Origin of the sequence: Candidatus Thioglobus sp. (genome assembly GCF_029243085.1) — a bacterium.
In the GTDB taxonomy this organism is placed as follows: Bacteria; Pseudomonadota; Gammaproteobacteria; order PS1; family Pseudothioglobaceae; genus Thioglobus_A.
This window is the reverse complement of record NZ_JAQWSS010000106.1, coordinates 1-24,871: the sequence shown is the minus strand read 5'-3', so window position 1 is coordinate 24,871 and position 24,871 is coordinate 1. Positions and strand designations below refer to the sequence as shown.

Genomic DNA, 24,871 nt, shown 5'->3' with positions numbered 1-24,871 from the left:
ATGAGACCGATCGCATCATGGGCAATATAACGCCTGTGATCATTGGCGGACAAACCGGTTGCGGAAAAACTTTGTTGCTTGATCATATTCAACAAACAATTGACTTGGAAGGCTTAGCCAACCATCGAGGCTCGGCATTTGGCAATACAACCACTGTACAACCCACTCAAATTGCTTTTGAAAATGAATTGGCCATTGAGTTGATTAAAAAACAAGGCAATAGTCATTTGGTGTTTGAAGATGAAGGTGCCAATGTTGGCACTGTCCATATTCCTGATTGTGTTAAAAACCAAACCTCAAAAGCTGATTTAATTTTATTAGAAGCATCTACTGATGAGCGCATTGAAGTGAGTATGGATGCTTATGTGATTAACATGCATCGAGATTTTATCGCCCAAGATCAAGTTAAAGGCTTTGATAATTTTGTTAATTATTGGTTAAAAAGTTTGGAAAAGATTCAAAAAAGATTAGGGCTTGAACGTTATAAAATAATGAAATCACAAGTAGAGCTCGCTCTAAATGGGTTTAAAAACACGAATAGTTTTGATGGATTCTTACCAATCGTGGAGTCACTACTAGTTGATTATTACGACCCTATGTACAATTACCAAATTCAGAAGAAATTAGATCGTGTAGTATTCAAAGGTAGTCGTTCAGAAGTATTAGACTACATTAACAGTCTGTCAATTTCTTGATCCAACCTTAATATCGCTAATTGGCTTTGCCTGGCAGGCTAAAATTTCACCCTGGGATAAAGGCACAAGGCAATCTTGATGCATTACATCGCCTTTTAACAGCTGAAGCACGCAAGACCCACAATGCCCTTGACGACATGAGTAATTAATTAAGACATTGTGCTCTTCAAGCTCTGTCAGGATAGACTGTTCGCCATACACATAAAGCGATTCTGTTTTTCCATTAATATTGTCAATTTCAATTCTAAACATATCGCTTAATCAAAGTTTAAAGTCGCCAAAATCTGAATCAGCTTCATCTAGCGTGTTGTCAATTGCACTCACTAGATAAGAGGTAATTTCAGTTTCTTGTGGTGCCACCTGAACATTATCAGAATCTAGCCAATGATTAATCCATGGCAATGGATTGCTGCGTTCTTCGAATAATGGCGTCAGACCAATGGCACTCATGCGTATATTGGTAATATATTCAAGGTATTGTTTTAAAATTTCAGCGTTTAATCCAATCATAGAGCCATCTCTAAACAAATATTCAGACCAGCTCTTTTCCTGTTCACAAGCTTCTTTGAACATTTTAATTACTTCGTCTTCACAATCAGCGGCAATTTCGGCCATCTCCGGATCATCCTTGCCATCACGAATAAGATTAATCATATGTTGAGTGCCTGTTAAATGCAGTGCCTCATCTCTTGCAATCATCTTAATAATCTTGGCATTGCCTTCCATTACCTTGCGTTCGGCAAAAGCAAATGAACAGGCAAACGACACATAAAAACGTACAGCCTCTAGGATATTAACCGACATAATAGTTAGATATAGTTTTCGCTTCAAACACTTTAAATCAATAGTAGTTTGCTCACCATTTAAGTCATGAGTGCCTTCACCATGTAATAAATAAGCTTGGGAACATTTAATTAATTCATCATAATGCTTAGAGACACTCTCAGCACGCTCAATGATTTGCTCGGTTTTCATAATGTCATCAAACACAGCACCCGGCTCATTCACAATTGCACGAATAATATGCGTATAAGAGCGTGAGTGAATAGTCTCAGAAAAACTCCAAGTTTCAATCCAGTTTTCTAATTCTGGCAAAGACACAATTGGCAAGAAAGCAATGTTGGGACTACGCCCCTGTACAGAATCTAGAAGAATTTGATATTGCAAGTTTGATAAAAAGATGTGCTTTTCATTTGGCAAGAGCTTGGCAAAATCCATTTTATCTTTAGAAACATCAATCTCTTCTGGTCGCCAAAAAAATGACAACTGTTTTTCTGTAAGCTTTTCAAACATTTCAAACTTTTGCTTATCAAAACGTGCCACATTAACACTATCACCAAAAAACATTGGCTGGGTTAATGTATCGCTAACTGTTTTACTAAAAATACTATATGACATAATTCAACCTTTTGCTACAATTTGCATACGCCATCAGCGCAAGCGTTATCATCTTCTTTTTCAAGCATATCATCGCCACCACCATCACGTGTTGTATGATAATAAAGCGTTTTAACGCCATATTTATAGGCCTTCAACAGATCCATTAGGAATAACTTCATTGGCACTCGATTGCCATCAAATTGAGCAGGATCATAATGTGTATTGGTACTAATTGATTGATCAACAAACTTTTGCATAATTGCGCACAATTGCAAATAACCTTCATTATCTTTAATATCCCAAAGCAATTCATACTTATCTTTAAGGTTTTCATAATCAGGCACAATTTGCTTTAGTATGCCATCTTTAGACTGTTTGATAGAAACAAAACCTCGAGGTGGTTCAATACCATTAGTTGAATTAGAAATTTGAGACGAACTCTCACATGGCATCAGCGCAGTCAAAGTTGAATTTCTTAGGCCAGTTGCCTGAATATCACTGCGCAACTGATCCCAATCTAATTTAAGCTCACTACTACAGAAAGCATCTACATCTTTTTTATAAGTATCTACTGGCAAAATACCTTGCGCATATTGAGTTTCACCAAATGACGGACAAGCGCCTTTTTCTTGAGCCAAGATATTAGATGCCTTGAGTGAGTAATACTGTAATGCTTCAAACGCTTGATGAATTAAATCATTGCCAGAACCATCAGAGTATTTGGCATTATTTTTTGCCAAATAATAAGCCAAATTGGTAACACCGATACCCAATGTGCGACGATTCATACTAGCTAATTCTGCTGCCTTAAGCGGATAATCCTGATAGTCAAGCAATGAATCCAAAGCTCGAACAATAATATCAGTAATGCCTTCAAGTTCATCAAGTGACTCTAATGCACCAAGATTAACCGCAGAAAGAGTGCATAAAGCCACTTCACCATTTTCATCCTGAACTGAATGTAGTGGCTTAGTAGGGAGTGTAATCTCCATGCAAAGATTCGATTGACGCACTGGCGCTACTTTTGGATCAAAAGCACCATGAGTATTGCAATGATCAACATTTTGCAAGTAAATACGTCCAGTATTAGCACGCTCTTGCATAAACTTGGCAAATAAATCTCTTGCTTTAATTGTTTCTTTTCGAATTGATTCGTCTTGTTCATATACCTCATACAAACGCTTGAACTCTGTCTGATCTTCAAAAAAAGCATCATATAAACCAGGAACATCATGTGGAGAGAACAAGGTAATGTTGTCATCAGCTAAAAAGCGCTGATACATAAGACCATTAAATTGAACGCCATAATCTAGATGACGAATCCTGTTTTCATCAGTACCTGTGTTATTTTTAAGCACTAGTAAACTTTCAACTTCAAGATGCCATAAAGGATAGAATAGGGTGGCGGCACCACCACGAACTCCGCCTTGAGAACAAGATTTAACCGCAGTATGAAAATGTTTATAAAAAGGAATGCAGCCAGTATGAGTTGCTTCACCATTACGAATTGGGCTACCAATGGCACGAATACGTCCTGCATTAATACCGATACCTGCTCGTTGCGATACGTACTTAACAATTGCACCAGAGGCTGCACTAATTGAATCAAGATCATCGTCTGCTTCAATTAATACGCAAGATGAAAACTGACGAGTTGGGGTGCGTACACCTGCCATAATAGGAGTTGGTAATGAAATCTTAAAATTAGAAACGCCATCATAAAAACGCTTAACAATAGCCATTCGCTCTTGAGCATCGTATTCTTGAAATAAGCACATACCTACTAACATATACAATTGTTGAGGAGATTCGTAAATATCACCGGTCACACGATTTTGAACTAAATACTTGCCTTCTAGCTGCTTAACAGCAGCATAAGAAAATTTCATATCACGCCAATGATCGATATAGCCATCTAACTCTTCAATTTCAGCTTGAGTATATTTATCCAATATATCTTTATCATAAATACCCAAAGCGGTAAATTTTTGCACATGATCAAAAAGCGCAGGTGGTGTGAAAGATTTAAAGGCTTTTTTACGCAAATGAAAAATAGCAAGACGTGCTGCTAAATATTGATAATCGGGCGAATCTGTTGAGATTAAATCAGCTGCAGATTTGATAATCGTTTCGTGAATATCTTCAGTCTTAATTCCGTCGAAAAATGCCAATTGCGCATTGATTTCAACCTGACTAACACTCACCCCATTAAGGTCCTGAGACGCCCAATGAACCACACGGTGAATCTTCTCCATGTCGATTGGCTCTTGCTGGCCATTGCGCTTAGTGACTTTAATATTTTGATTCATACTCTCCCCTGAGTAAAAACACTAGATATAGTGTTCGTAAAAGATAACTGCAACTAAATATAGTGTGTTTTGCTTTTTTTTGCAAGTAGTAAAAACACCATAAACAAGTCAAAATCGCCATACATATTGATATAAAAGGGATTGCGAGAATTAAAAAAAATGAAAATAATTATGGTGAGTTTGATAGGTAAATATCATCAATTAATGATGCAATAATATTACTTTATTCTAATAAAAAGCGCAAAGCCTTTGGTATCAATCTATATAAAAAAATAACAATAAATTTATTATATTGGAGAGGCGATTAGTTGTGATTCATCCAAGCCATTATCAAGTAGCAACTCACCTAAATAAATCAAAACTTCAGCAGGGGCGGAAATGTAAAGTTCAGATTGATTAATCACTTTATGATCCAGTGAATCGTAAATCTGTTTAGCCACCTTATGGCAATCATTTTTACTAGATCGATCAAAATCACACGCAATAGTTTGATAATGATATTCATCCATTACTGCACGCCATGATTGTGCATGGTTATCAAAATAGGGTGCAGGATCAGTAGCAGGGTAAGCCCAATAAAAATACACAGGATTTATCATTTCCAAAGAAAATGCATGTTCAGCTAAGCTTCTAATAGGGGCGAAACCACCATCCCAAGCAATGAAAACCATTGGTTTAGCGGATGTCTCTTTTAATACAAACATACCTTTTGGACCTACCAGCTCAACCTTAGCTTTAGCTTTGAGTTTTCTAGAAAAAATGGCTTGTGAGAACTGATCAATATTGAGATTACGGATGTGAAACTCTAACTCCATGCCGTGACAAGGGCAGGAAGCAATAGGATAGCGAGAAACAACCCCTTTAAAACTCAATTCTACATCTTGACCGGCCATAAACTGCAGGGTTTGGGATCTTGGTGTTCTTAAGCTAACAATTGCCATATCATTGTTAATAAAGCGAATATCTTTAATCTTGGTTTGAATGGTTTGAAGGGGGATTGATCGAACATCGCCAATTAAATCAAGCTCGAGCTTAAGATCTGAGCGTGGCGCATGACAACACGTCAGAAATTCTTGATTATCTAATTCATCAGTAGAAAGTGAATAATCATGATGCTTTATTTTTTCCAGCTGGCCATCAATCAGTTTAGCTTTGCAGACGCCACACGTACCATTGCTACATTTATAATTAATCGCTAGACCATGACGCAACCCTCCCTCTAGAATTGAATCGTTTTCAGGGCATTCAAAATTCTGCTTATTTTTTTGCAGCTCAATAGTAAATATCTGATTAGGCATATTTGCCATTATAAAGAGTAAGCGCTACAATAATAACTGAACAAATAAAGATAGTAAAAGAGAAGAGGGTGGATATGAACAAAATCAAAGCAATTTTTATATTATTGTTAAGCAGCCCTATAATAGCAAACTACACACATCCAGATGTTGATAGACTGTTAAAGTCCGACAATACCCCTGAAGGCGTGGTGTTTGAATTAATTGAAAATGATAAAAAAACTTGGGAATGGGCCGCACCCATGGTTAAAGAACTAAGAGATCAATTAAAAGAAAAATATCCAAATATAGAAATCGCCATTGTTTCTCATGGACGTGAACAATTTCAACTGCTTAAAAAAAGAGCCAAAAAGCAACCACAAGCAATAGCAACTTTACAGGATTTAGTGCAAACAAAAAATGTCAACTTGCACGTATGTGGGGCACATTCATCATGGTTTGACATAGATCCAAGCGCTTATATTAATTTTGTTGATGTTGCTGCTAGTGGGCCAGCGATAATCAATGATTATATTGATTTAGGCTATCAACCCATTCAATTATATAAATCCAATAATATGAAATAGGGCTGTTGTATTGATAGATTGAAATACTAAGAATTTATATTATTTAACATAATATAAATTATACGAACTTATTATAAGTGCTCGGAGAGAACATCAATAATTGCATCAATATGATCTTGTCGTGTATTTAATGCTGGGATATAAGCAAATGATTTTCCGCCTGCATCCATAAAGTAACCACGATTTTCATCATCAATTTCCTCTAATGTCTCCAAACAATCAGCTGAGAATCCTGGACAAACCACTTGCACACTTTCAACACCAGATTTAGCGAAAGATTCTAATGTATCTTTAGTATAAGGCTTAGTCCATTCCTCTCTACCAAAAATTGACTGAAAACTTGCCTGCCACTCATGAGCCTGCAAATTCAATGAATTTGCCAATAATTCAGCAGTTTGCATACAGTGTTGATAGTAAATATCGCCATTATCAACATAGCGCTGGGGGATGCCATGAAATGAAATTAACAACTTATTAGGCTGTCCATGTGTGGCTTGAAATTCTTTAATAGAATTATTCAATGCTTGGATATAAGCTTTATTTTGGTAATAATGCTCAATAAATACAAGTTCAGGTTGGCTAGACCAAGTGTTAAGCTCTGCATTGATCGCATCAAGCGTTGAAAGTGTTGTGGTTTTTGAATATTGTGGATAAAGTGGCAAGGTGACAATTCTTTCACAACCTTTATTTTTTAGCTGTTGCAATGCATGAGCAATTGAAGGATTGCCATAACGCATACCCATTGCAAATTCTAGCGCTGAGTTTTTTTTAGAAAGCGCCGATTTAACGCCATCCAATTGAGACTGAGTGATGTTTAACAAGGGAGATCCAGGACCACAACTATCCCAAATCTTGGCATAATTAAGTGCTGACTTTTGCGGTCTTATATTCAGAATAACAATATTTAAAGCCAACCACCAAACAAATTTATTAGGTGGGTCAACCACTCTAGGATCAGACAAAAATTCAGATAAATATCTCTTTAACGCTGGTTTAGTTGGTTCATCAGGCGTGCCTAAATTGGTTAATAGTATTCCTGTTTTCATAGAGTCTTTAAGCTAAATTATTTTCAATGAAATCGCGCACAAAATCAGGTGTCTGTGCAGAATGAAAGCGATCAACCTCTTCACCATCAATAAAAGCGATAACAGTTGGAAAGCCACGAACACCATAACGACCAGCAATTTTCATATTTTCATCTTCCGCTTCAATTTTAGCAAGTAAGAACTCCGACTGATCAAACTCTAAAGCAACAGAAGTAATGATAGGCTCTAAAATTTTACAAGGTCCACACCATTCAGCTGAAATATCCAAAACCACTAAACGTTTATGTGACTCTTCTATCACTAAAGAATCAAACGTATCAATATTAACTTCTACAGCAGACATAAAATTAGCGCCTCAAAGTATTAAGGTCAAAATGGCGTCGTTTATTGCTATTGTAAATAGCCAGTAAAATTAGCAACAAAATAATCACAGTCACAATGCCGATATAAATCCAATTAGCTGTTGCAACAGTAGTATCTTTAATATCATTATTAGAATTAATAGTGTTATCAATATTTTGATCAGATTGAACAACTTTTGAATTTATTTCTGCATCAGAATCAGCGATAGGCTGAGTTGTATCTATAGTATTTTTATTGGACTTAACAGCTTTTAAGCTACTTTCATCGCTATTTTTAGGATTTTCATTAACTTCAACTAAATCAATAGCGACTTTTGATTTCACCTCTAAAGCCTGTTTTAGTGTTGAATTTTCAAATGACAATTTATCTATTGATGTCTTTAACGTAGTAACAGTATTAGAAAGTTGAGTATTAGACTGCTTAAACTCAGTAAGCTTTTGATTCGCTTCTGACAGTTGTAAAGTTATATCTTGCAGCTCTTTTTTATATTGAGCAACTTCAGCTATGACCTTGCTGGTAATAACATTCTTCACAACAGGGGCTTTACTAGTAAGGCTGGAAGATAAAATCCAACCATTGATATCGTCAACAGCAACTAAAGACCATCCAGAATAATGCATGGTTAAACGCTGCAAACTTTGATCTTTATTAACTATTTTTAAGATATTTTGATCGTTGACAGCTGATTTACTAGAACGGATTTCACTATTATCATTGAGCACATAAACAATAGTGTTTGCCCATACGCCGAAACTTAAGAAAACTGTAAAAACAAATAATAATTTGACTTTCATAATGAAAACTAAAAAAAGGTACTAAAAAGTAGTCATAGTATAAGCTGAAAATACCAAAATACTCGAAAATAAGTTAAAAAATAGATAAATTAATTAAAAATCAAAGAGTTATAACGTAAAAATTAACTTGACTATATTTAAACGATTACAACGTTAGTTAACACCTGATATGGATTTATTAAAAAAACCGCTTAAATCTAAAATTTGAAAACATTAGTAAAAAAATGATTGAATAATCGCTAAATCAATTTAGTTTGGACAAATTTACCAGTGAATCTGTATTTTTGGTTTGGGCTTTTAGGCTTATCGAGGATAGTGCGCTCAAAAAAATCACATTTAATTAAAGGATTAAGAATATCATTTTTAAATCGGGACTTGTTAGTACGTTTTAGGATTTTCATTAACTCATCAGCACTACTTTCAAGTTTACAGTTTCTTAATATTTTAATTTGGTCTGCATTTACATTTTCAAAGTTACAACCTGGAATATTCATAACTGTTAATCGAAATCTTTCTTTTGGAGCTTCGGACTGATTTGAAATAATGCGTTCAAAAAAACCATATTCTATTAACGGATCTAAAATATTCTTTTGAAAAAGTGATTTGTCTGTGCGTTCGAGAATTTCCATCAACTCATCAGTACTACTTTCAAGTTCGCATTTGCTTAATATATGATGTTGGTCCAGGCTTATTTTTTCAAAATTAACACTTAGTCCCTGCTTAGGACTTAATTGCTCTAAAAGTCCATCTGTATCAATGTTTTCTAAAAAATTAAGACCTTGCTGTTTTGCAGAATTTGCAATAGAATTGTTACGCTTTAAGTCTTTATTCCAGTTTTGATTTTTGCTGGAATTGTGATCTTCTTTTGCCTGTTTATCTTTCTTAAACCAGATCATACCAATCTATAAATTAATAAGTGTTATCTAAGTTTACCAAAAAAAATTAAACTTAGATAGTGGATAACCTGATTTCTGAATTCTAAAATCAGACCAGTCTTATTGAGCAAGGATTTGATTTAAAAATTGCTGCAATCTGTCTGATTCAGGATTTTCAAAGAATTTATTCGGTGTATTTTCTCGCTAACTTGACCCGAATTCATATAAATGACATGATCAACTAGCTTTTCTGGCAAAAGATCATCTCATACGTGACACAAGCCATTTTAATTCATTCTTTTGAAAGTTCGATTATTACGTAGGTACTAAAACCATCAAATAGTTGCTATCTCGTTCAGTATTACTCTAACGGCAGAAGCGTTATCTGGGTTGTTTTAAGCTTATTATCATACTTATATACTTAGTCCTCAATATTAAGATAATAGCGTAATATGCAGGTTTTATATATTTAAATATATGAATATTTAGTGGATGAATATTATTATAAATTTTATTCAGTATTTGTTATTAGGCTTGCTGTTTTTGAAATTAATGTCATTGATTTAAGAGGTAATAATCTTTTATAAGACATCTTTCAGTTGGGGTATTTGTCATACAAAAATATCCAATTCCAGATTACTCTGGAACTAGATAAGAGTTTTAACAAAAAATACCACTCGTAAATAAGTGGCTTAAATAGAATTAGTGTTGCTTTTGATAGAATGCAATCAGACCAAGAAACATAGTTACAGTCATAATAATACTTAAGTGCTTATAGTCAACAATAGGCGAATAACTTGTGTACGCTGATGCTAATGTTGTACTGGCAACTAAAGATGCGGCTAGAGCCAAAATAGGCTTAATAATAGTAGTTAATTTCATCGGCTTAGTGGATTAATGCCATGCTTAATGACAGAATGATTGCTGCTGATGAATAGATAATTGTATGTAGTGCTAAATTCATTTTTTCCCCTTTAAAGAATTAATAGTTGATTAAATTAAGTTGTCAGTGATTGTATAAATTAACAATATCAATGAACTGTTTTGCCAGTTAATTGATTAATGATTGACCGTGTAGAGCTGGCATTTTTCAAACTAGCTCTAGCAAACCATTTTTGAGCTAGGTGTGCATTTTCCTGAGTACCTTCTCCCGTTAAGTAAGCGTACCAAACATTAAACTGAGCAGGCAAGTTACCTTGCTGAGCAGCTCTTTGGTACCAGTAAAACGCATGAGTAGAATTCTTAGTAACACCTTTGCCTTTTTGAAAGATATCAGCCAATGTGTATTGTGCATCAGCGTCGCCTAAATATGCTTGCTGTTGGATCTCAATAGTTTCAATTTTTAGTTCAGATTCTGCCAATAAATGTGCATGTACTTGATTCATATTATTTTTCAATTTGTCATTCAATATGAGCGAAATATACCGTGATTTTTTAACTCTGTATAGGCAATTTTTAAACAATAAATAACTATTTTTTTATTAGCTAAAAATCAAATAGTTACATGTGTTTTATGGCAACTTTACCACTACAGTTATTTTTTAACTATTATAAGTCTATAACATTAGTAGTATAAATTAACTATAATAGGTAAAAAAAACATGTAATTAAAAGGTATAAAAAATGGCAAATAAAACCAAAGATTATCTGGCTAAAGTTCGCAAAAAGACTGGACTTTCAGACTACGCAATTTCTCAAAAATACGATATAAATCAATCTAATTTAAGTAAATATAAATCAGGAAAAGCCGCGCTTTCTGAAACTCATGCCTGGCTATTTGCTGAAATACTAAATATAAATCCTGCAGAAGTTGCGGCTTACACCAAGCTTGAACAAGCGAAAATGAAAAGCGATAAATCAAAGGCTGAATTTTGGCAAAAACAGCTAAAAAACCTTTCAAATAGATCAGAGTCTATCAAAATTGATATCGCACAAATTAACCCTACTGTTGGAGATTTGGATAACAATGCGCAACAAATTATTGACTTGAGTATTGAGGCTGCTAAGCAATCAACCGACTTGCTAGTATTTCCAGAATTATCATTGGTTGGCTACCTGCCAGAAGATCTACTATTGCGTTATGGCTTTGTCAAACAAGTTGAAAAAAAAATTGTTCTAATTAAAGATAGCATTCCTGACAATATTTCCATTATTTTTGGTGCGCCTTGTAAGCAAGAAGGTTCATTGTACAATTCAGCCTATCTTATTCAGTCTAGCCAGATCAGCATTTATCACAAACAACAACTACCTAACTATAGTGTTTTTGATGAAAAACGTTACTTTACTCCTGGTAACAAACCTTTTATCTTTACCATTAAGGGTCAACGCATTGGTCTATTGGTGTGTGCTGATATTTGGGACGCCAATACGGTTAGTGAAACTGTTAAGTATGGCGTGCAAACAATTGTTAGTATTAATGCTTCACCCTTTCATACTGGCAAACATCAACAGCGTCTTGAGGAAGTTAAAAAACGTGTATTAGAAAATCAAGTTGAGTTTATTTATGCTAATTTAGTTGGTGGCCAGGATGAAATTATTTTTGATGGTGGCTCATTTATGATGAATGCCAAGGCTCAAATTACCCATCAATTACCCTTCTTTGAAACAGCTACTATATCTTTAGCACATCCAGGTGTTATTAATGAGGAAGAAAATATTGAAAAAACGATTTATGATGCTTTAGTGCTTGCTACTAAAGACTATATTGAGAAAAACGGTGTTTTTGACGGGGTTGTGATCGGCTTATCTGGTGGAATTGATTCTGCCCTAACTCTGGCTATTGCTGCTGATGCGATTGGTGCAGATAATATTAAAGCCATTATGATGCCTTATACTTACACTTCGAATATGAGCTTAGAAGATGCAAAAGCTCAAGCTAGTGCCATGAATATTGACTATCATGAAATTAGCATTCATTCTATGGTTGATAGTTTTAATTCACAACTTGGAGATCTGTTTAACGGCATGCAAACAGATACCACCGAAGAAAACCTGCAGGCGCGTGTACGCGGCACCCTACTCATGGCCATTTCTAATAAATTGAGAAAAATTGTATTAACTACTGGTAACAAATCAGAAATGGCGGTTGGTTATGCCACCCTATATGGCGATATGTCAGGTGGATTTGCACCACTCAAAGATGTTTCGAAAACCATGGTTTATCAATTAGCAAAGTATAGAAATACACTTTCCTATATTATTCCCGGACGTGTGATTGACCGGGAACCTTCAGCCGAGCTAGCTCCAGATCAAGTAGACCAAGATTCTCTGCCACCCTATGATGAATTAGATGCAATTTTAGAATTGTTTATTGAACAAAGGCGTTCTATCGACTACATTGTTAAATTGGGCCACAATAAGGCAACAGTTGAGCGTATTAGTCGCTTAGTGCTTAATAACGAATACAAACGTCGTCAAAGCGCCCCAGGACCCAAAATTAGTAAAAACGCTTTTGGTAAAGAGCGCCGCTATCCAATGACTTCAAAATTCCAGCCTTGAGCTTGATCAAGAGAAAACCTTTAAAATCCCTTGTGCCTTGTGCGTAGTTTCTTCTAATTCACGCTCAGGCTGTGAATCAAACACGATACCAGCACCTGCTCTGAAACTTAATTGCTTATCTTGCTTAATCATGGTGCGAATAAGGATATTCAAGTCTATTCTACCATTATTACTAATATAACCTAATGACCCTGTATAAGCCTCACGAGCCCCCTGCTCTAGTTCGGCAATAATCTGCATACAACGAATTTTAGGACAACCTGTAATCGTACCTCCTGGAAACAAGGCGCTTACTAATTGTTTAACATCAGCAGAAGGCTGTAAAGTACCCTTAATGTTTGAAACAATATGATGTACATAAGGATAAGTCTCTAAGGTCATTACTTCGTTTACCTCAATACTGCCATACTCACAGACCCTACCCAAGTCATTACGCTCAAGATCAAGCAGCATAATATGCTCAGCTTGCTCTTTGGGGTGGTTGATCAAACGCTGCTTTAACGCCTCATCCTCTTCTCCTTGACCTCGAGGATGGGTGCCAGCAATAGGACGGGTCTCTATCGTATCACCTTTAACACTAAACAAGCGCTCAGGTGAGGAAGACACAATACTAAATTGTTTAAACTGGGCCAAGGCGGAGAATGGCGCGGGGTTGGCCTTTTTTAAGCCACTATAAAGCTGAGCTGCAGTGCAATTATGATCGAGTGTGTAATTCCAAGCACGTGATAAATTTACTTGAAAAACATCGCCCGCTTGAATGTAATTTTTAATTTTATCAACGCCAGATAAATACTTGGCATCAACCTCGCAACTTAATTCCCCTGAAAAATCAGGGGCTAAATCTGGCTTAATCTTATCAATATCTTTAAGTATTTCTTCAATTCTAGTCTGATCGCCGGCTTCATCAATGAGATAAGTTTTGCCTAATTGATGGTCCATGATTACTGCACTAGGGCTTTTTACTGCAATCGCAATTGGTAAGTTACTACGATGCATGTCTTGCGCTAAAGTAGGCTCAATTTGACCAATTAGCTCATAGGCTAAATACACAAACCAGCCACCTGTAAAAGGCAAATGTTGATATTGATCATCATTTACCTCAACTTTAGCTACAAGCTCACTCAGAAAATCAAATTCAGACAGATGATTTAGAATAAGCTCCTGCTGTGGATGGGCAAATAATATTGAATAACGATTATTATCATTATGATTAACACTTTCAAGCAAAAACGGATAACGTTGAGCATCAAGCTGACATAAGCCATCCAAAGCTAGGTTTGGAATCTCTAAAACTTTCATGTTAGTTTGATTTATTAGACTCGTTAGTTGATAAATTTTCTGGGGTGATTTTACTTAATAGTTGTTTTGCTCGATTAGTCGCATTGTGTTCAGGGAATTTTTTAAGCATGCGATTGATTAAAGCTTGTGCTTTCTGGGTTTGCTTAAGCTCTACATAAACTCTAGCCAATTCAAATAAAGAGTTGGAATATTTATGATGCAAAGGGTTAGCCTGTTGGAAAGTCACAAAGGCATTTTTAGCTAACTGATAATCGCCTTTAGCCAGATAAGTCTTTGCTAGCCAGTAGTGTGCATCTGGGGCGTGATTATTTTCAGGATAAATATCTAAATATTGTTTGAATAGTACCACTGCCTGGTCGTATTGATCAGTTACTAATAAAGAGCGTGCATTAGTATAGATTTTCTTAGCCTTTTTATTGTGTTCACGCACGCGCTTCATGGTTTGCTCAACCACAGCACTGGATTTTTTATATTCCATTAAATTGAACAATTCAGATATTTTTTTACTACTTTCTTGCTGTTGTTGTTCTAATTTCTCAATTTTGCCTTTTAGAGATTTGTTTTTACGCACTAGACGTTTGATTTTTTTATTGTGATCTATGATCACTTTATCAATATTAATGCCGGCAGAAGCTGGCTGCCAAGCAAAAACACCTAAAAAAATCATCCAAGCAAACCGTTTCATTATTTTCTACTTGTAAATAAATTCAACACGTCGATTCTTTTGCCAGGCGCTTTCTTCATGTTTCTGTGAAATTGGACTTTCTTCGCCAAAGCTAATCACCTCAATTCTTGAACCGTGGCCATACAAACCTAGAACTTCTTTAACTACAAGTGCACGATTTTCACCTAAAGCAAGATTATATTCACGTGTTCCGCGCTCGTCCGCATGTCCTTCTAAACGCAACTTAAGCGTTGGATTATCACGCATGAAATTTGCATGTTTAATAATCTCTTGAGTTGCTGACTCATCAATTTCACTACCATCATAAGCAAAATATAATACAAACTTAACGCCTGAAGCGCGAAAATTTTCTTCTGCTACCTGCACAGGGCTTTGTTTGGAGCCTGAGCGATCATAAGTTCCTTTATAATTTTGCGACTTAAAACTTGAAGAATCTGGTGCAATAACATTTTCTTCGGCACCTTGAGTTCCATCTTCAACTGTCACCACACTTGGTTTGGGTAAAACTTTTTGATAAAGCTCTTCAACGGTTGAAGAACAAGAGGATAAAAGCATGGTAGCTGTGATCAGTGAGGTAATTTTTAACATGTAACGCTCCTAGTGTTATTTAGAATAGTGTGACCAATTTGGCTCTCTAACTTCGCCTGATTTGCTAGCTAATTCAAAAGTTTGTCGACCTAAAATTGAAACCACTGACAAGACGCCTGAATCATCTTTGTTGCTAGCATAAATGATCATGCCGCCATTAGGTGAAAAGAATGGTGATTCATCTAGTTTATTATCAGTCATAATGGTTAAATCTTTGGTGGCAATGTCCAACAAAGCAATACGATAATCTCTATCTACTCGGTGCACCAACGCTAAGCTTTTTCCATCTGGTGAAAATACAGCTTTTGCGTTATAACTACCTTCAAACGTAGCTCGGTTAATTTTTCCAGTTTTAAGATGTTTTATGTACACCTGAACCTGTCCTGACCGATTAGAGGTAAATGCAATACGTTCGCCATCTGCTGAGTAACTAGCTTCAGTGTCAATACTGACATCCTGGGTTAACCTAGTTAACTTTTTATCTTTAAGATGGTATGAATAAATATCTTTATTGCCATCTTTAGACAAAGTTAAAACAATGCTTTCTCCATTAGGATGCCAAGCAGGTGCAGAAGCAATACCGTCAAAATACGGTAACTTTTCAGTTTTACGTCGTACAAATGGATACTGAATAAACACCTCAGAGCGTCCATTTTTAAATGACACATAAGCAATTTTATTTTGATCTGGCGACCAAGCAGGAGATAAAATTGGACTTGCTGCCCTAAAAATAGTTTGTGGATTTTGAGCATCAGAATCTGATATTTCTAAGCGATATTCACGCTTACCTTCGCCTTTGTTAGTAACTGTGACATAAGCTAGGCGTGTATCAAATGAGCCTATTTCACCCAATAAAGCAAAATAGATTTGATCAGATAAATAATGAGTTATACGTCTGATGCCACTATTATGGACAGCAAACTTTTTAGCATATAGAGTTTTTCTTGAATAAACATCGATCAACTCAATTTCAACATTAAAAATCTTTTTACTAACCTGTTCGAGTTTGCCAATAACAATCGCTTCAGTTTTCTGAGTCTGCCACTTATCAAAATCAATCTGATTGGTGACAACATATTTAGCACTTGAAGCGCTAAACTCACCCGAACGATTAAGATTATCTCGCATAATATGCGCAATTGCCTCACCTTGCTTGGCATCCCCCTTGACGGAAAATGGTGAAATAACAATTGGAAAGGCGTCTTCATCTTTCTTTAAGATGGTTACTTCTAATATGGCAAAAACAGTTGATGTATAAAGTGTTAAAAATGCTGCTGCAAATTTAATCATTCTCTTTCTTCAATCCAATTCATTTGAATAGCTTCAAGAATTTTTTCACCCGATTTCTCTGCATCATCATCAAATTCCTCTAATGCCAACACCTTATCTCTCAAATCAACAAATCCAATGGTTAGAGGGTCTATATCAGGGTAAGCCTCGTCTAATGCAATGGCAATGTCTAACGAATCTGTCCAATTCACAAATATCTCCTTAATTTAACTACGTTAATTTTATCTAAAAACAACTTGAAATTCACATGAATTTAAATACTAAAAACGCTTAACGTCTTGTACGAAATCTAAAGCGGTTAATTGCTCAATGACCAATGCCAATTGCTCAGTATTGGTTACTGCAATCACCAAACCTAAAGATTTTAAATAATTATCTCTCTCATTAACCTCAATGTTCTCAATATTAACACCTTGTTTTGCCATACAGTTAGCAATTGAGGCCAACGTACCGCGCTGGTTATTTACATCAATTAAGATTTTAACCTCAAACTCTTCATTTTCTTTTGTTTGCCAATCAACACCAAGCCATTGTGAATTCTTATGCTTAATATGCATAAAATTAGTACAATCAGACCTATGCAAGACCATTCCCTTGCTGCTGGTGAGTAATCCAACTACCTGGTCACCTGGTATCGGATAACAACACTGTGCACAATTGATTGCCTTACTTTGTGTATCTGAAACTTTGATGTTTTCTATCAAGCAATGATCACCATCGCATTGCAATTGATTTAGCACTACCGATACCAACACCTCGCCCAATCCAATCCTTAAAAACATCTCTTCTTTGGATTGACAACTTAGACTCTTGAGGCAATCAGCCCATTTTTCAGTAGAAATTTTTTCAATTTCAACATGTAAATATTCACAAGCATTATCAAGCAAATAACGACCCAGCTGAATAAGACTGGATGAAGATTGGGATTTTAAATAAGACTTAATGGCAGACCTAGCTTTTGCAGTTGTGGCAATCTGCAGCCAAGATGCTTGTGGATGAGTGTCTTCATCAGTAATAATTCTTACAGTTTGGCCAGATCTAAGTACTGTGGAAATTGGCGCAAGAATCTGGTCAACTCTTGCTTTAAAGGTATGCTCACCAATATTCGTATGCACCATATAAGCAAAATCAAGTACAGTTGACTTATAAGGTAATTGAATAATATCGCCATCTGGTGTAAATACAAATACTTCTGATGGAGATAAATCAGTTTTAGCATTCTCTAGAAATTCAATCGAAGTACCTGACTGCTGTTGAATATCAAGCAATGAACCTAGCCAGTTACTAGCCAACTCTGCATTATTATCGTTATTTTCACTTTTGTAATGCCAATGGGCAGCAATGCCATATTCTGAAACAAAGTGCATATCTTTAGAGCGAATTTGCACCTCAATCATAATATTATTTGGACCAAATAAAATAGTATGGAGTGATTGGTAGCCGTTAGATTTTGGCAGGGCAACATAATCCTTAAATTTTCCAGGTAGCGGTTTGTACAAATTATGAATAACACCGAGTGTTTGATAGCATTCTGCAACACTATCCACCACAACACGAAATGCATACATATCTAGCACTTGCGCAAATTTAAGCTGTTTAACTTTCATCTTCTTGTAAATACTACAAGGCTGTTTACGGCGCCCATGGATCTCAACTTTAGCCATACCCTCTTCGCCAAGTCGATTTTCTAATGCACCTTGTATGTGCTTAATAACCTTACTTCGATTACCACATTGTTTCTTAATTTGGGATACAAGTACTTTATGACGAAAAGGATGAATAATGGCAAAACATAAATTATCTAACTCCACTCTAATACTATTAAGACCCAATCTGCGTGCAATGGGCGCATGTATCTCCGAGGTCTCCTTGGCGATTCTAAGTTGCTTTGCACGTGCCATAGACCCCAAGGTCCTCATATTATGAAGGCGGTCGGCAAGCTTAATCAGAATAACTCGCATATCATCACTCATCGCTAAAAACAACTTTCTAAAGTTTTGCGCTTGCTTATCAGCAGCATCGTGAAACTCTAGGTCTGTTAACTTCGAAACACCTTCTACAATATGAGCAATTTCATCGCCAAAGTCATATTTAATTTCATCATAGGTCACTAAAGTATCTTCAATACAATCATGAAGTAGTGCCGCCACGATACAATAATAATCTAATTTAAATTCAGCTAAGATCATCGCAACGGAGAGAGGGTGAAAAACATAAGCCTCGCCAGATTTACGATATTGTCCATCATGAGCAGTAGCAGCAATAATATATGCCTGGTAAACCCCTTCTACTTGTGACTTAGACATGTACTCTTCAAGTACTTCGCATAAGTCACTAATTAGAATTCTTGGATTGTTTTTTGACATGTAATTTGAACCGAATCTTGAATTAAGTTTTGCCATTATAATACTTGTGCGTCAGTATAATGTGATGCATATTTGTAATAAATTCCTAAAGCCAACTATGAAAAAACTCATTCTAATCCTTCCTGTATTAACTTTATTTTTAGGTGGTTGTTTTTGGGAAGAAGAAAAAAAACGTGAGTCAATCACTAAAGGCTGGTCACCAAAGACTTTCTTCACTCAAGCTAAAGAGCAAGTATCTGCAGGCTCTATGGATAAAGCCATTGAGCTATTTGAACAACTACAGGCTGCTTATCCAGGCTCTAAATATGCCTTACAATCTAAATTAGAAATTGCCTACGCCCTTTACAAAAGCGAAGATTACGATCAGGCAATTGATCGTCTAAATAGTTATATCAAACTCTATCCTAATCATTTCTCTACGCCTTACGCTTATTACTTACGCGGTGTAATTTCTGAAGATAAGTCGCGTTCAATCTTAGATGACTACATTACTGACAATGCTCAGCGCGATGTTGATTCTGTTCGTGATGCTTTTAACTACTACTTAGCTCTAATTGATAAATTCCCTAAAACTGAATACACTGAAGAAGCTAAAACGCGTTTAGTCATACTTAGAAATATCTTATCTCGTCACGAGTTATTCGTTGCTATTTACTATACTAAAAAAGGTGCTAATATTGCTGCCATCAATCGTAGTAAATACATCATTGAAAAATACCCTAATACACCCTCTGTACCAGCAGCACTACATTTAATGGCACATAACTACGATATTATCAAAGCACCTATCTTAGCTAAAGATACGCGTCGTGTACTTAAAGCAAGCTACCCTCTGTACACCCCTCACTACACGCTAGAAGATTAATTAATACGGCTCGCTAATGACCAAACTAGAGCGAGGCTTCGCACTTAAAATATCTTTAATTATGGCTACACGTATGTTGGGGCTGTTTATGATATTTCCAATATTTTCTGTTTATGCTGACAATTATGAAAGCGTAACGCCACTGTATATCGGTATTGCGATTGGCGCTTATGGCTTAACACAGGCATTTTTCCAAATACCATTCGGTTATTTATCAGATAAATATGGTCGTAAACCTTTGCTAGTACTTGGGCTGATTATCTTCTTTATTGGTAGCATTGTTGCGGCCAACGCTAATGATATTTTCCAAGTTGTGATTGGTAGAGCTTTACAGGGTGCAGGCGCTATTTCCGCTGTACTTATGGCATTTTTAGCCGATTATGTAAGTGAAGATGAGCGACCTAAGGCTAACGCTTTTGTAGGAGTACAAATTGGTATGGCCTTCATGTTAGCTTTATTACTAGGCCCTATTGTTGGACACCAATTAGGCATCTCAGGATTATTTTGGGTAATCGCAGCACTATCTATTGTTGCTCTTATAGTGGTAGCAACCCTTCCCCATGCTAAACCTAAAAAACAATATAAACTTTCAATCGCTAATTTTAGAAAAATATTAACCGTCGACCTTCTTAGACTTGATTTTAGTGTTTTTGCCTTACATCTAATCTTAACCACTGCCTTTATCGCAATCCCTATTTTTCTAGTGGAAAATAACATTTTAAGCATTCAAGACAACTGGGAAATCTATCTGCCAGTGATTGTTTTGTCGTTCCTTGGCATGATCCCAATGATCATTGTAGCCACCAAATATCAAAAAACTAAAACCATCTTTTTACTCGCTATTTTTCTTCTCGCTTTAAGCCAGATTTTGTTCTATCAAACAGCCTTAAATTACGCAACTTTCTTTATTATTTTAACCATATTTTTTGTGGCTTTTAATGCGTTGGAAGCACTACTACCATCACTCATAGCCAAAACCGCAGCTAGCGATAAACGCGGGCTAGCAATGGGTTTTTATTCCAGCTCTCAATTTCTAGGGGCATTTGCAGGTGGTACTATTGGCGGATGGATTTACAACACATTTGGTCTGAATAGTGTATTCTTATTCACCACATTTATCGCACTTATTTGGTGGCTAATTTCACTTAGCATGAACACTGAAAAACATTAATAATTCACGGGAGAAAGTACAATGGCAGGCATTAATAAGGTAATTTTAGTAGGTAACTTAGGGCAAAAACCAGAGGTTAAATATGCATCTAATGGCAATGCAATTGCAAATCTTTCTGTCGCAACAAGCGAATCTTGGACTGATAAAAACACCGGCCAAAAACAAGAAAAAACCGAGTGGCACCGTGTTAGTTTATTTGGCAAACTTGCAGAAATTGCTGGCCAATACTTAGACAAAGGCTCAAAAGTTTACGTTGAAGGTAAATTACAAACACGTAAATGGCAAGACCAATCAGGTGCAGATCGCTACACCACGGAAGTGGTAGTATCTGGCTTTAACGGCACCCTGCAAATGCTAGATCGTCGTGATGGTGCTGGCATGGGCATGGGTGGTGCACCACAAGCAGGTGGCCAACAAGCGGCACCAAGCGCACCGCGTGCACAAACACCTGCACAAGATCCTATCACGCCAGTTGACAATTCAGGCTTTGATGACGATATTCCCTTCTAATTTGTTATAAGTGCTAAGTGTAACGTTTTATGTTACGAATATCTAATAAAACCTCGTTCAAACGGGGTTTTTTAATTTAAGGATTAATAATTAGAGTAGAGTGTCTATATAGCTTTAACTAACCTTGTCAACATGAATCTTTTTAAAAAAACACTACTTATGTCTCCCCTGCTAAGTTGCATGCTTACAGCTCAAGCAGCTCTTGAATTAGGCCAAGCAGCGCCAAATTTCACTCTAGTTGATCAGCATAATACGGCGCATACATTAAGCGACTATCAAGGCCAATGGGTGGTGTTATATTTCTACCCTAAAGATGACACACCCGGATGCACGACAGAGGCTTGCAATTTTCGAGATGCGATTAATCATATTATTGCCAAACGCGCTATTGTTTTTGGGATTAGCTTAGATGATGTTGAGTCACACCAGCAATTTTCTAAGAAGAATAACCTGCCCTTTTCTCTATTATCTGATCCCGATGGCAAAGTTGCCAAACAATATGACTCGTTAGGAGATTATTGGCTGGTAAAGTTTGCCAAAAGAAATAGCTTTATTATTAACCCAGCAGGTAATATTGCCCAAATTTATAAAAGTGTAGATCCGCAAACACATGTCCAGCAAGTGCTTAAAGATTTATCTAACTTACAAAAAAGATAAACACACTTGCAAGTAGCTTATGTGGTTTAATAATTATCTATACTCTTTTAATACCGTGGTTATACATTCTAGCCATACCTTTTAGCCCACGACTATTTAATTTAGCCCATGGCTGAATATCTTGTTGATAGCCTTTATGCCACGGTTTAAACGTCTCAGTACCAATCTTAGCTTGCGTGTGTACTGATTGCGCATAATCTTTGGCCAAGGTTTGCGCTGCTATTGATGCACTAGAGGCTGTCAATGTTGCTGTGACAGCCATTAATAGTCTTTTAAGTTTCATACTGCCTCCTTATTTTTTTATGGTTCACTTTTACTATACACCTACTAACTGGCCGATTCAACAAATCATTCGCATAGATAGCATCCTTTAAAGTCTTGCAATGGGGATAATTAACCTTAACTAACGATTTTTTTTGTTAACAAATTATGAGTGAAAAAAATTCAGCACAAATTTGGATCGATGCAGACGCTTGTCCAGTTGTCATTAAAGAAATCCTGTTCAAGGCGGCTCATCGCACTCAAACTCAAACCACGCTAATTGCCAACCATGCATTACACATGCCACCCTCTCAATTTTTGAGTTTTATTCAGGTTATGCCAGGGTTTGATGTCGCTGATAACGAAATCGTTAAGCGATTAAATGTGGGTGACTTGGTTATTACTAGTGACATTCCTTTGGCTGATGAAGCGATTACCAAAGGCGCTATAGCACTTAGCCCAAGGGGCGAGTTATTTACCAAAAGCAATATTAAAGCAAAACTCAGTATGCGTGATTTTATGGATGTAATCCGCTCGAGTGGCGTGCAAACAGGTGGACCGGCACCACTCAGTCAGGCAGATCGACAGAGTTTTGCCAACCACCTAGATCGTTGGTTAAATCAGAATAAGCGCTAACGCCAAGTTGGCTTCATGTAGACACCTGGTGTCGCTTCTTCTGCCATAATCTTACCTGGTTCCATCATTGTACGAATACCTTGGTCCATGCCTGGCATCATAAAGGCTGATTGAGACTTTTGAGCTGGCTGTTGAGACGGTACACCTGGATTAAATGGCATCATACTCATGCCGCCAAATGATTGTGTCGGCTGAGCTTTGCGGCCCGAATCTCCACCCATTGCCCACGGCATTGGATTATAAGCTGGCTGGGTATTGTATCGTTGTCTGGGTGATGCATATCGAGAATTAGAATATCTAGGCTGATTATAGCTTTGACCGCCAAATGGCGTAGAATTACCAAACGGCTGCATTTGCGGCATAGAGTTGCCAAACGGCTGCATTTGCGGCTGAGCAAACCCCTGTCCACCAAATGACGACATCATAGATGATGGATCGCCAAAATTAGCACCAACTGTTGTGCTAATGGCCAATGTTAAGCCAATACAAGTTTTAAAAATACCAAAGCCTGCTTCTTTCATATTTATCCCCCCAAGAATTAAAAAAAGTGTGAGATTGAACTATACACGGCGATTAGCGCATGTACAAGAGTTTTTCAGTAAAACAATAATAATTCTTTCTTTTTTTAACACTATCTATGTAGCACATAAATATTGCCCTGATCTGTTGAAAAATAAACACGCCCCTGTTTATCTATTAACAATGATCGTATTCTTTGTTGAAGATGAGTTAATAGCCTTTTTTCAGAATCTACTCTTAAATCTTGATCTAAACTGATTTTGTTAATATGTTTGCCTCGTAGTGCCCCTGTTAATAAACTGCCAGCCCATGATTTAAACATGTCGCCTTTATAGATCACCAAATCACTTGGTGCAATAGAAGGTACATAGTATTTAATGGGTTGCTCCATGCCGGCTTTATGGGTCCCTTCACCCACACTAAATGGACCCCAATATTCTTGACCGTATGAAATCACTGGCCAACCATAATTAGCACCTTTTTTAATCAAGTTAATCTCATCACCACCTCGCGGACCATGCTCTATCGCCCATAAATGCTGCTGATCCCAGACTAACCCTTGTGGATTTCTATGGCCATAGCTCCATATTTCATCTAATGCGCTTTTTGTGCCAACAAAGGGATTGTCTTTTGGAATCGATCCATCTAAATTTAGCCTAAGTATTTTCCCTGCATGGTTAGCAAGATCTTGGGCATTTTCTCGAACACCACGATCACCAATTGAAACATACAAATGTTGATCACTTATGGCGATTCGACTGCCATAATGATGCACATTTTCATTTACAGAATTGGTCACTAATAGATCTTTCCAATTGACAATTTGATGATTGCTTATTTGTGCACTTGCTAGTGTTGTTGCACTACCACCTTGTACTGGTTTTGAATAAGTAAAGTACAGTTGGTTGCCATTTACGATGATATCTAGCAACCCACCTTGGCCTTCACTAAGTACGGTTGGAATACCCTCTAAATACTCAACTGAGTTTGATTTCAGATTAATAACACCCGCCGAGCCTGAGCGTTGGGTAAATACAATCTCATCATCAGAGATAAAATCCATTCCCCAAACAATACCAAGCCCGGAAGCGATTGTCTTCAGCTGATAATCCGCTGCTTTAACCGGTAAGCTTATGAAAGACAGTAATAAAAATCCAATCAATAATTTTTTCACATCCAATTCTTTTTTAATTTTATTAGTAT

The 24,871-nt window shown here is 36.5% G+C and carries 26 protein-coding genes and 1 pseudogene; 8 read left to right on the top strand and 19 right to left on the bottom strand.

Annotated features, from left to right (window positions below):
• Positions 1-695, top strand: a pseudogene (locus P8M52_RS06175) (tRNA 2-selenouridine(34) synthase MnmH); the annotation flags it as partial.
• Here the strand turns inward: P8M52_RS06175 and P8M52_RS06170 are convergent.
• The 4 genes from P8M52_RS06170 to P8M52_RS06155 form a co-directional block, all read right to left on the bottom strand.
• Positions 684-947 carry a 2Fe-2S iron-sulfur cluster-binding protein gene (locus P8M52_RS06170; protein WP_300308864.1) on the bottom strand — a complete coding sequence of 88 codons (264 nt, stop codon included), beginning with the start codon at positions 945-947 and terminating at the stop codon, positions 684-686. The pseudogene P8M52_RS06175 and the gene P8M52_RS06170 sit on opposite strands and share 12 nt — an antisense overlap.
• Before the next feature lie 9 nt (positions 948-956).
• Positions 957-2,093 (bottom strand): class Ia ribonucleoside-diphosphate reductase subunit beta, encoded by a 1,137-nt coding sequence (gene nrdB, locus P8M52_RS06165; protein ID WP_300308861.1) that lies wholly within the window; start codon positions 2,091-2,093, stop codon positions 957-959.
• Positions 2,094-2,107: 14 nt separating this feature from the next.
• On the bottom strand, positions 2,108-4,384 hold the full coding sequence (gene nrdA, locus P8M52_RS06160) for a class 1a ribonucleoside-diphosphate reductase subunit alpha (RefSeq protein WP_300308858.1): 2,277 nt from the start codon (positions 4,382-4,384) through the stop codon (positions 2,108-2,110).
• Between the two features lie 287 nt (positions 4,385-4,671).
• Complete coding sequence (locus P8M52_RS06155; RefSeq protein WP_300308855.1) at positions 4,672-5,682, bottom strand: 2Fe-2S iron-sulfur cluster-binding protein; 1,011 nt, start codon at positions 5,680-5,682, stop codon at positions 4,672-4,674.
• 74 nt (positions 5,683-5,756) lie between these two features.
• Between P8M52_RS06155 and P8M52_RS06150 the strand changes: the two genes are divergently transcribed.
• Complete coding sequence (locus tag P8M52_RS06150) at positions 5,757-6,245, top strand: DsrE family protein (RefSeq protein ID WP_300308852.1); 489 nt, start codon at positions 5,757-5,759, stop codon at positions 6,243-6,245.
• 71 nt (positions 6,246-6,316) lie between these two features.
• Here the strand turns inward: P8M52_RS06150 and hemH are convergent, their stop codons facing one another.
• The 6 genes from hemH to P8M52_RS06120 all read right to left on the bottom strand — a co-directional run bounded on the left by hemH (position 6,317) and on the right by P8M52_RS06120 (position 10,708).
• Positions 6,317-7,291 (bottom strand): ferrochelatase, encoded by a 975-nt coding sequence (hemH, locus tag P8M52_RS06145; RefSeq protein ID WP_300308849.1) that lies wholly within the window; start codon positions 7,289-7,291, stop codon positions 6,317-6,319.
• Between the two features lie 7 nt (positions 7,292-7,298).
• Entirely contained in the window at positions 7,299-7,634 is a 336-nt protein-coding gene (locus P8M52_RS06140) for a thioredoxin family protein (RefSeq protein ID WP_300308846.1), read from the bottom strand.
• Between the two features lie 4 nt (positions 7,635-7,638).
• On the bottom strand, positions 7,639-8,448 hold the full coding sequence (locus tag P8M52_RS06135) for a hypothetical protein (protein ID WP_300308843.1): 810 nt from the start codon (positions 8,446-8,448) through the stop codon (positions 7,639-7,641).
• A 239-nt stretch (positions 8,449-8,687) separates the two neighbouring features.
• Entirely contained in the window at positions 8,688-9,344 is a 657-nt protein-coding gene (locus P8M52_RS06130; RefSeq protein ID WP_300308840.1) for a Fic family protein, read from the bottom strand.
• A 681-nt stretch (positions 9,345-10,025) separates the two neighbouring features.
• Positions 10,026-10,205 (bottom strand): hypothetical protein, encoded by a 180-nt coding sequence (locus P8M52_RS06125; protein ID WP_300308837.1) that lies wholly within the window; start codon positions 10,203-10,205, stop codon positions 10,026-10,028.
• Positions 10,206-10,354: 149 nt separating this feature from the next.
• Entirely contained in the window at positions 10,355-10,708 is a 354-nt protein-coding gene (locus P8M52_RS06120; RefSeq protein WP_300308834.1) for a tetratricopeptide repeat protein, read from the bottom strand.
• Between the two features lie 238 nt (positions 10,709-10,946).
• On the opposite strand from P8M52_RS06120, the gene P8M52_RS06115 reads away from it, so the two are divergent.
• Positions 10,947-12,821: an NAD+ synthase gene (locus P8M52_RS06115; protein ID WP_300308830.1), complete on the top strand. Its 1,875-nt coding sequence runs from the start codon at positions 10,947-10,949 to the stop codon at positions 12,819-12,821.
• Between the two features lie 6 nt (positions 12,822-12,827).
• Here the strand turns inward: P8M52_RS06115 and P8M52_RS06110 are convergent, their stop codons facing one another.
• From P8M52_RS06110 to P8M52_RS06085, 6 genes are all read right to left on the bottom strand, one after another.
• Complete coding sequence (locus P8M52_RS06110) at positions 12,828-14,120, bottom strand: aminodeoxychorismate synthase component I (RefSeq protein WP_300308827.1); 1,293 nt, start codon at positions 14,118-14,120, stop codon at positions 12,828-12,830.
• 1 nt (position 14,121) lies between these two features.
• On the bottom strand, positions 14,122-14,805 hold the full coding sequence (locus tag P8M52_RS06105; protein ID WP_300308824.1) for a tetratricopeptide repeat protein: 684 nt from the start codon (positions 14,803-14,805) through the stop codon (positions 14,122-14,124).
• Positions 14,806-14,811: 6 nt separating this feature from the next.
• The gene (locus P8M52_RS06100) at positions 14,812-15,393 is read right to left on the bottom strand and encodes an OmpA family protein (protein ID WP_300308822.1); all 582 of its coding nucleotides are present in this window, start codon (positions 15,391-15,393) and stop codon (positions 14,812-14,814) included.
• A gap of 15 nt (positions 15,394-15,408) precedes the next feature.
• Complete coding sequence (tolB, locus tag P8M52_RS06095) at positions 15,409-16,683, bottom strand: Tol-Pal system beta propeller repeat protein TolB (protein ID WP_300308819.1); 1,275 nt, start codon at positions 16,681-16,683, stop codon at positions 15,409-15,411.
• A complete protein-coding gene (iscX, locus tag P8M52_RS06090; protein WP_300308816.1) occupies positions 16,680-16,874 on the bottom strand; it encodes a Fe-S cluster assembly protein IscX in 195 nt (64 codons plus the stop codon). Before iscX ends, tolB begins: the two co-directional genes overlap by 4 nt.
• Positions 16,875-16,943: 69 nt before the next feature.
• Positions 16,944-19,049 carry a bifunctional (p)ppGpp synthetase/guanosine-3',5'-bis(diphosphate) 3'-pyrophosphohydrolase gene (locus P8M52_RS06085; RefSeq protein ID WP_300308813.1) on the bottom strand — a complete coding sequence of 702 codons (2,106 nt, stop codon included), beginning with the start codon at positions 19,047-19,049 and terminating at the stop codon, positions 16,944-16,946.
• A gap of 97 nt (positions 19,050-19,146) precedes the next feature.
• Between P8M52_RS06085 and P8M52_RS06080 the strand changes: the two genes are divergently transcribed.
• From P8M52_RS06080 to P8M52_RS06065, 4 genes are all read left to right on the top strand, one after another.
• Positions 19,147-19,914, top strand: a complete 768-nt coding sequence (locus tag P8M52_RS06080) for an outer membrane protein assembly factor BamD (protein WP_300308810.1) — start codon at positions 19,147-19,149, stop codon at positions 19,912-19,914.
• A 16-nt stretch (positions 19,915-19,930) separates the two neighbouring features.
• Positions 19,931-21,085 carry an MFS transporter gene (locus tag P8M52_RS06075; RefSeq protein WP_300308806.1) on the top strand — a complete coding sequence of 385 codons (1,155 nt, stop codon included), beginning with the start codon at positions 19,931-19,933 and terminating at the stop codon, positions 21,083-21,085.
• A 21-nt stretch (positions 21,086-21,106) separates the two neighbouring features.
• Positions 21,107-21,595: a single-stranded DNA-binding protein gene (ssb, locus tag P8M52_RS06070; protein WP_300308803.1), complete on the top strand. Its 489-nt coding sequence runs from the start codon at positions 21,107-21,109 to the stop codon at positions 21,593-21,595.
• A 180-nt stretch (positions 21,596-21,775) separates the two neighbouring features.
• Entirely contained in the window at positions 21,776-22,252 is a 477-nt protein-coding gene (locus tag P8M52_RS06065; protein ID WP_300308800.1) for a peroxiredoxin, read from the top strand.
• Between the two features lie 37 nt (positions 22,253-22,289).
• Here the strand turns inward: P8M52_RS06065 and P8M52_RS06060 are convergent, their stop codons facing one another.
• On the bottom strand, positions 22,290-22,535 hold the full coding sequence (locus tag P8M52_RS06060; RefSeq protein ID WP_300308798.1) for a hypothetical protein: 246 nt from the start codon (positions 22,533-22,535) through the stop codon (positions 22,290-22,292).
• Between the two features lie 146 nt (positions 22,536-22,681).
• Between P8M52_RS06060 and P8M52_RS06055 the strand changes: the two genes are divergently transcribed.
• On the top strand, positions 22,682-23,149 hold the full coding sequence (locus P8M52_RS06055; RefSeq protein ID WP_300308795.1) for a YaiI/YqxD family protein: 468 nt from the start codon (positions 22,682-22,684) through the stop codon (positions 23,147-23,149).
• Here the strand turns inward: P8M52_RS06055 and P8M52_RS06050 are convergent.
• Together P8M52_RS06050 and P8M52_RS06045 are read right to left on the bottom strand one after the other, a co-directional pair.
• Positions 23,146-23,670, bottom strand: coding sequence for a hypothetical protein (locus P8M52_RS06050; RefSeq protein WP_300308792.1), 525 nt, complete (start codon positions 23,668-23,670; stop codon positions 23,146-23,148). The two genes, P8M52_RS06055 and P8M52_RS06050, sit on opposite strands and share 4 nt — an antisense overlap.
• Positions 23,671-23,780: 110 nt before the next feature.
• On the bottom strand, positions 23,781-24,871 hold a 1,091-nt coding region (locus P8M52_RS06045; protein ID WP_363320166.1), incomplete at its 5' end, for a PQQ-dependent sugar dehydrogenase.

Coding starts and splice junctions, on each gene's coding strand:
- P8M52_RS06065 (WP_300308800.1), top strand. CDS start 21,776: ATGCTTACAGCTCAAGCAGCTCTTGAATTAGGCCAAGCAGCGCCAAAT.
- P8M52_RS06085 (WP_300308813.1), bottom strand. CDS start 19,049: ATGTCAAAAAACAATCCAAGAATTCTAATTAGTGACTTATGCGAAGTA.
- P8M52_RS06140 (WP_300308846.1), bottom strand. CDS start 7,634: ATGTCTGCTGTAGAAGTTAATATTGATACGTTTGATTCTTTAGTGATA.
- tolB (WP_300308819.1), bottom strand. CDS start 16,683: ATGATTAAATTTGCAGCAGCATTTTTAACACTTTATACATCAACTGTT.
- P8M52_RS06170 (WP_300308864.1), bottom strand. CDS start 947: ATGTTTAGAATTGAAATTGACAATATTAATGGAAAAACAGAATCGCTT.
- P8M52_RS06050 (WP_300308792.1), bottom strand. CDS start 23,670: ATGAAAGAAGCAGGCTTTGGTATTTTTAAAACTTGTATTGGCTTAACA.
- P8M52_RS06100 (WP_300308822.1), bottom strand. CDS start 15,393: ATGTTAAAAATTACCTCACTGATCACAGCTACCATGCTTTTATCCTCT.
- hemH (WP_300308849.1), bottom strand. CDS start 7,291: ATGAAAACAGGAATACTATTAACCAATTTAGGCACGCCTGATGAACCA.
- P8M52_RS06135 (WP_300308843.1), bottom strand. CDS start 8,448: ATGAAAGTCAAATTATTATTTGTTTTTACAGTTTTCTTAAGTTTCGGC.
- ssb (WP_300308803.1), top strand. CDS start 21,107: ATGGCAGGCATTAATAAGGTAATTTTAGTAGGTAACTTAGGGCAAAAA.
- P8M52_RS06080 (WP_300308810.1), top strand. CDS start 19,147: ATGAAAAAACTCATTCTAATCCTTCCTGTATTAACTTTATTTTTAGGT.
- P8M52_RS06115 (WP_300308830.1), top strand. CDS start 10,947: ATGGCAAATAAAACCAAAGATTATCTGGCTAAAGTTCGCAAAAAGACT.
- P8M52_RS06130 (WP_300308840.1), bottom strand. CDS start 9,344: ATGATCTGGTTTAAGAAAGATAAACAGGCAAAAGAAGATCACAATTCC.
- P8M52_RS06060 (WP_300308798.1), bottom strand. CDS start 22,535: ATGAAACTTAAAAGACTATTAATGGCTGTCACAGCAACATTGACAGCC.
- P8M52_RS06105 (WP_300308824.1), bottom strand. CDS start 14,805: ATGAAACGGTTTGCTTGGATGATTTTTTTAGGTGTTTTTGCTTGGCAG.
- P8M52_RS06055 (WP_300308795.1), top strand. CDS start 22,682: ATGAGTGAAAAAAATTCAGCACAAATTTGGATCGATGCAGACGCTTGT.
- P8M52_RS06150 (WP_300308852.1), top strand. CDS start 5,757: ATGAACAAAATCAAAGCAATTTTTATATTATTGTTAAGCAGCCCTATA.
- nrdB (WP_300308861.1), bottom strand. CDS start 2,093: ATGTCATATAGTATTTTTAGTAAAACAGTTAGCGATACATTAACCCAG.
- P8M52_RS06120 (WP_300308834.1), bottom strand. CDS start 10,708: ATGAATCAAGTACATGCACATTTATTGGCAGAATCTGAACTAAAAATT.
- P8M52_RS06110 (WP_300308827.1), bottom strand. CDS start 14,120: ATGAAAGTTTTAGAGATTCCAAACCTAGCTTTGGATGGCTTATGTCAG.
- P8M52_RS06125 (WP_300308837.1), bottom strand. CDS start 10,205: ATGAAATTAACTACTATTATTAAGCCTATTTTGGCTCTAGCCGCATCT.
- P8M52_RS06155 (WP_300308855.1), bottom strand. CDS start 5,682: ATGCCTAATCAGATATTTACTATTGAGCTGCAAAAAAATAAGCAGAAT.
- P8M52_RS06075 (WP_300308806.1), top strand. CDS start 19,931: ATGACCAAACTAGAGCGAGGCTTCGCACTTAAAATATCTTTAATTATG.
- nrdA (WP_300308858.1), bottom strand. CDS start 4,384: ATGAATCAAAATATTAAAGTCACTAAGCGCAATGGCCAGCAAGAGCCA.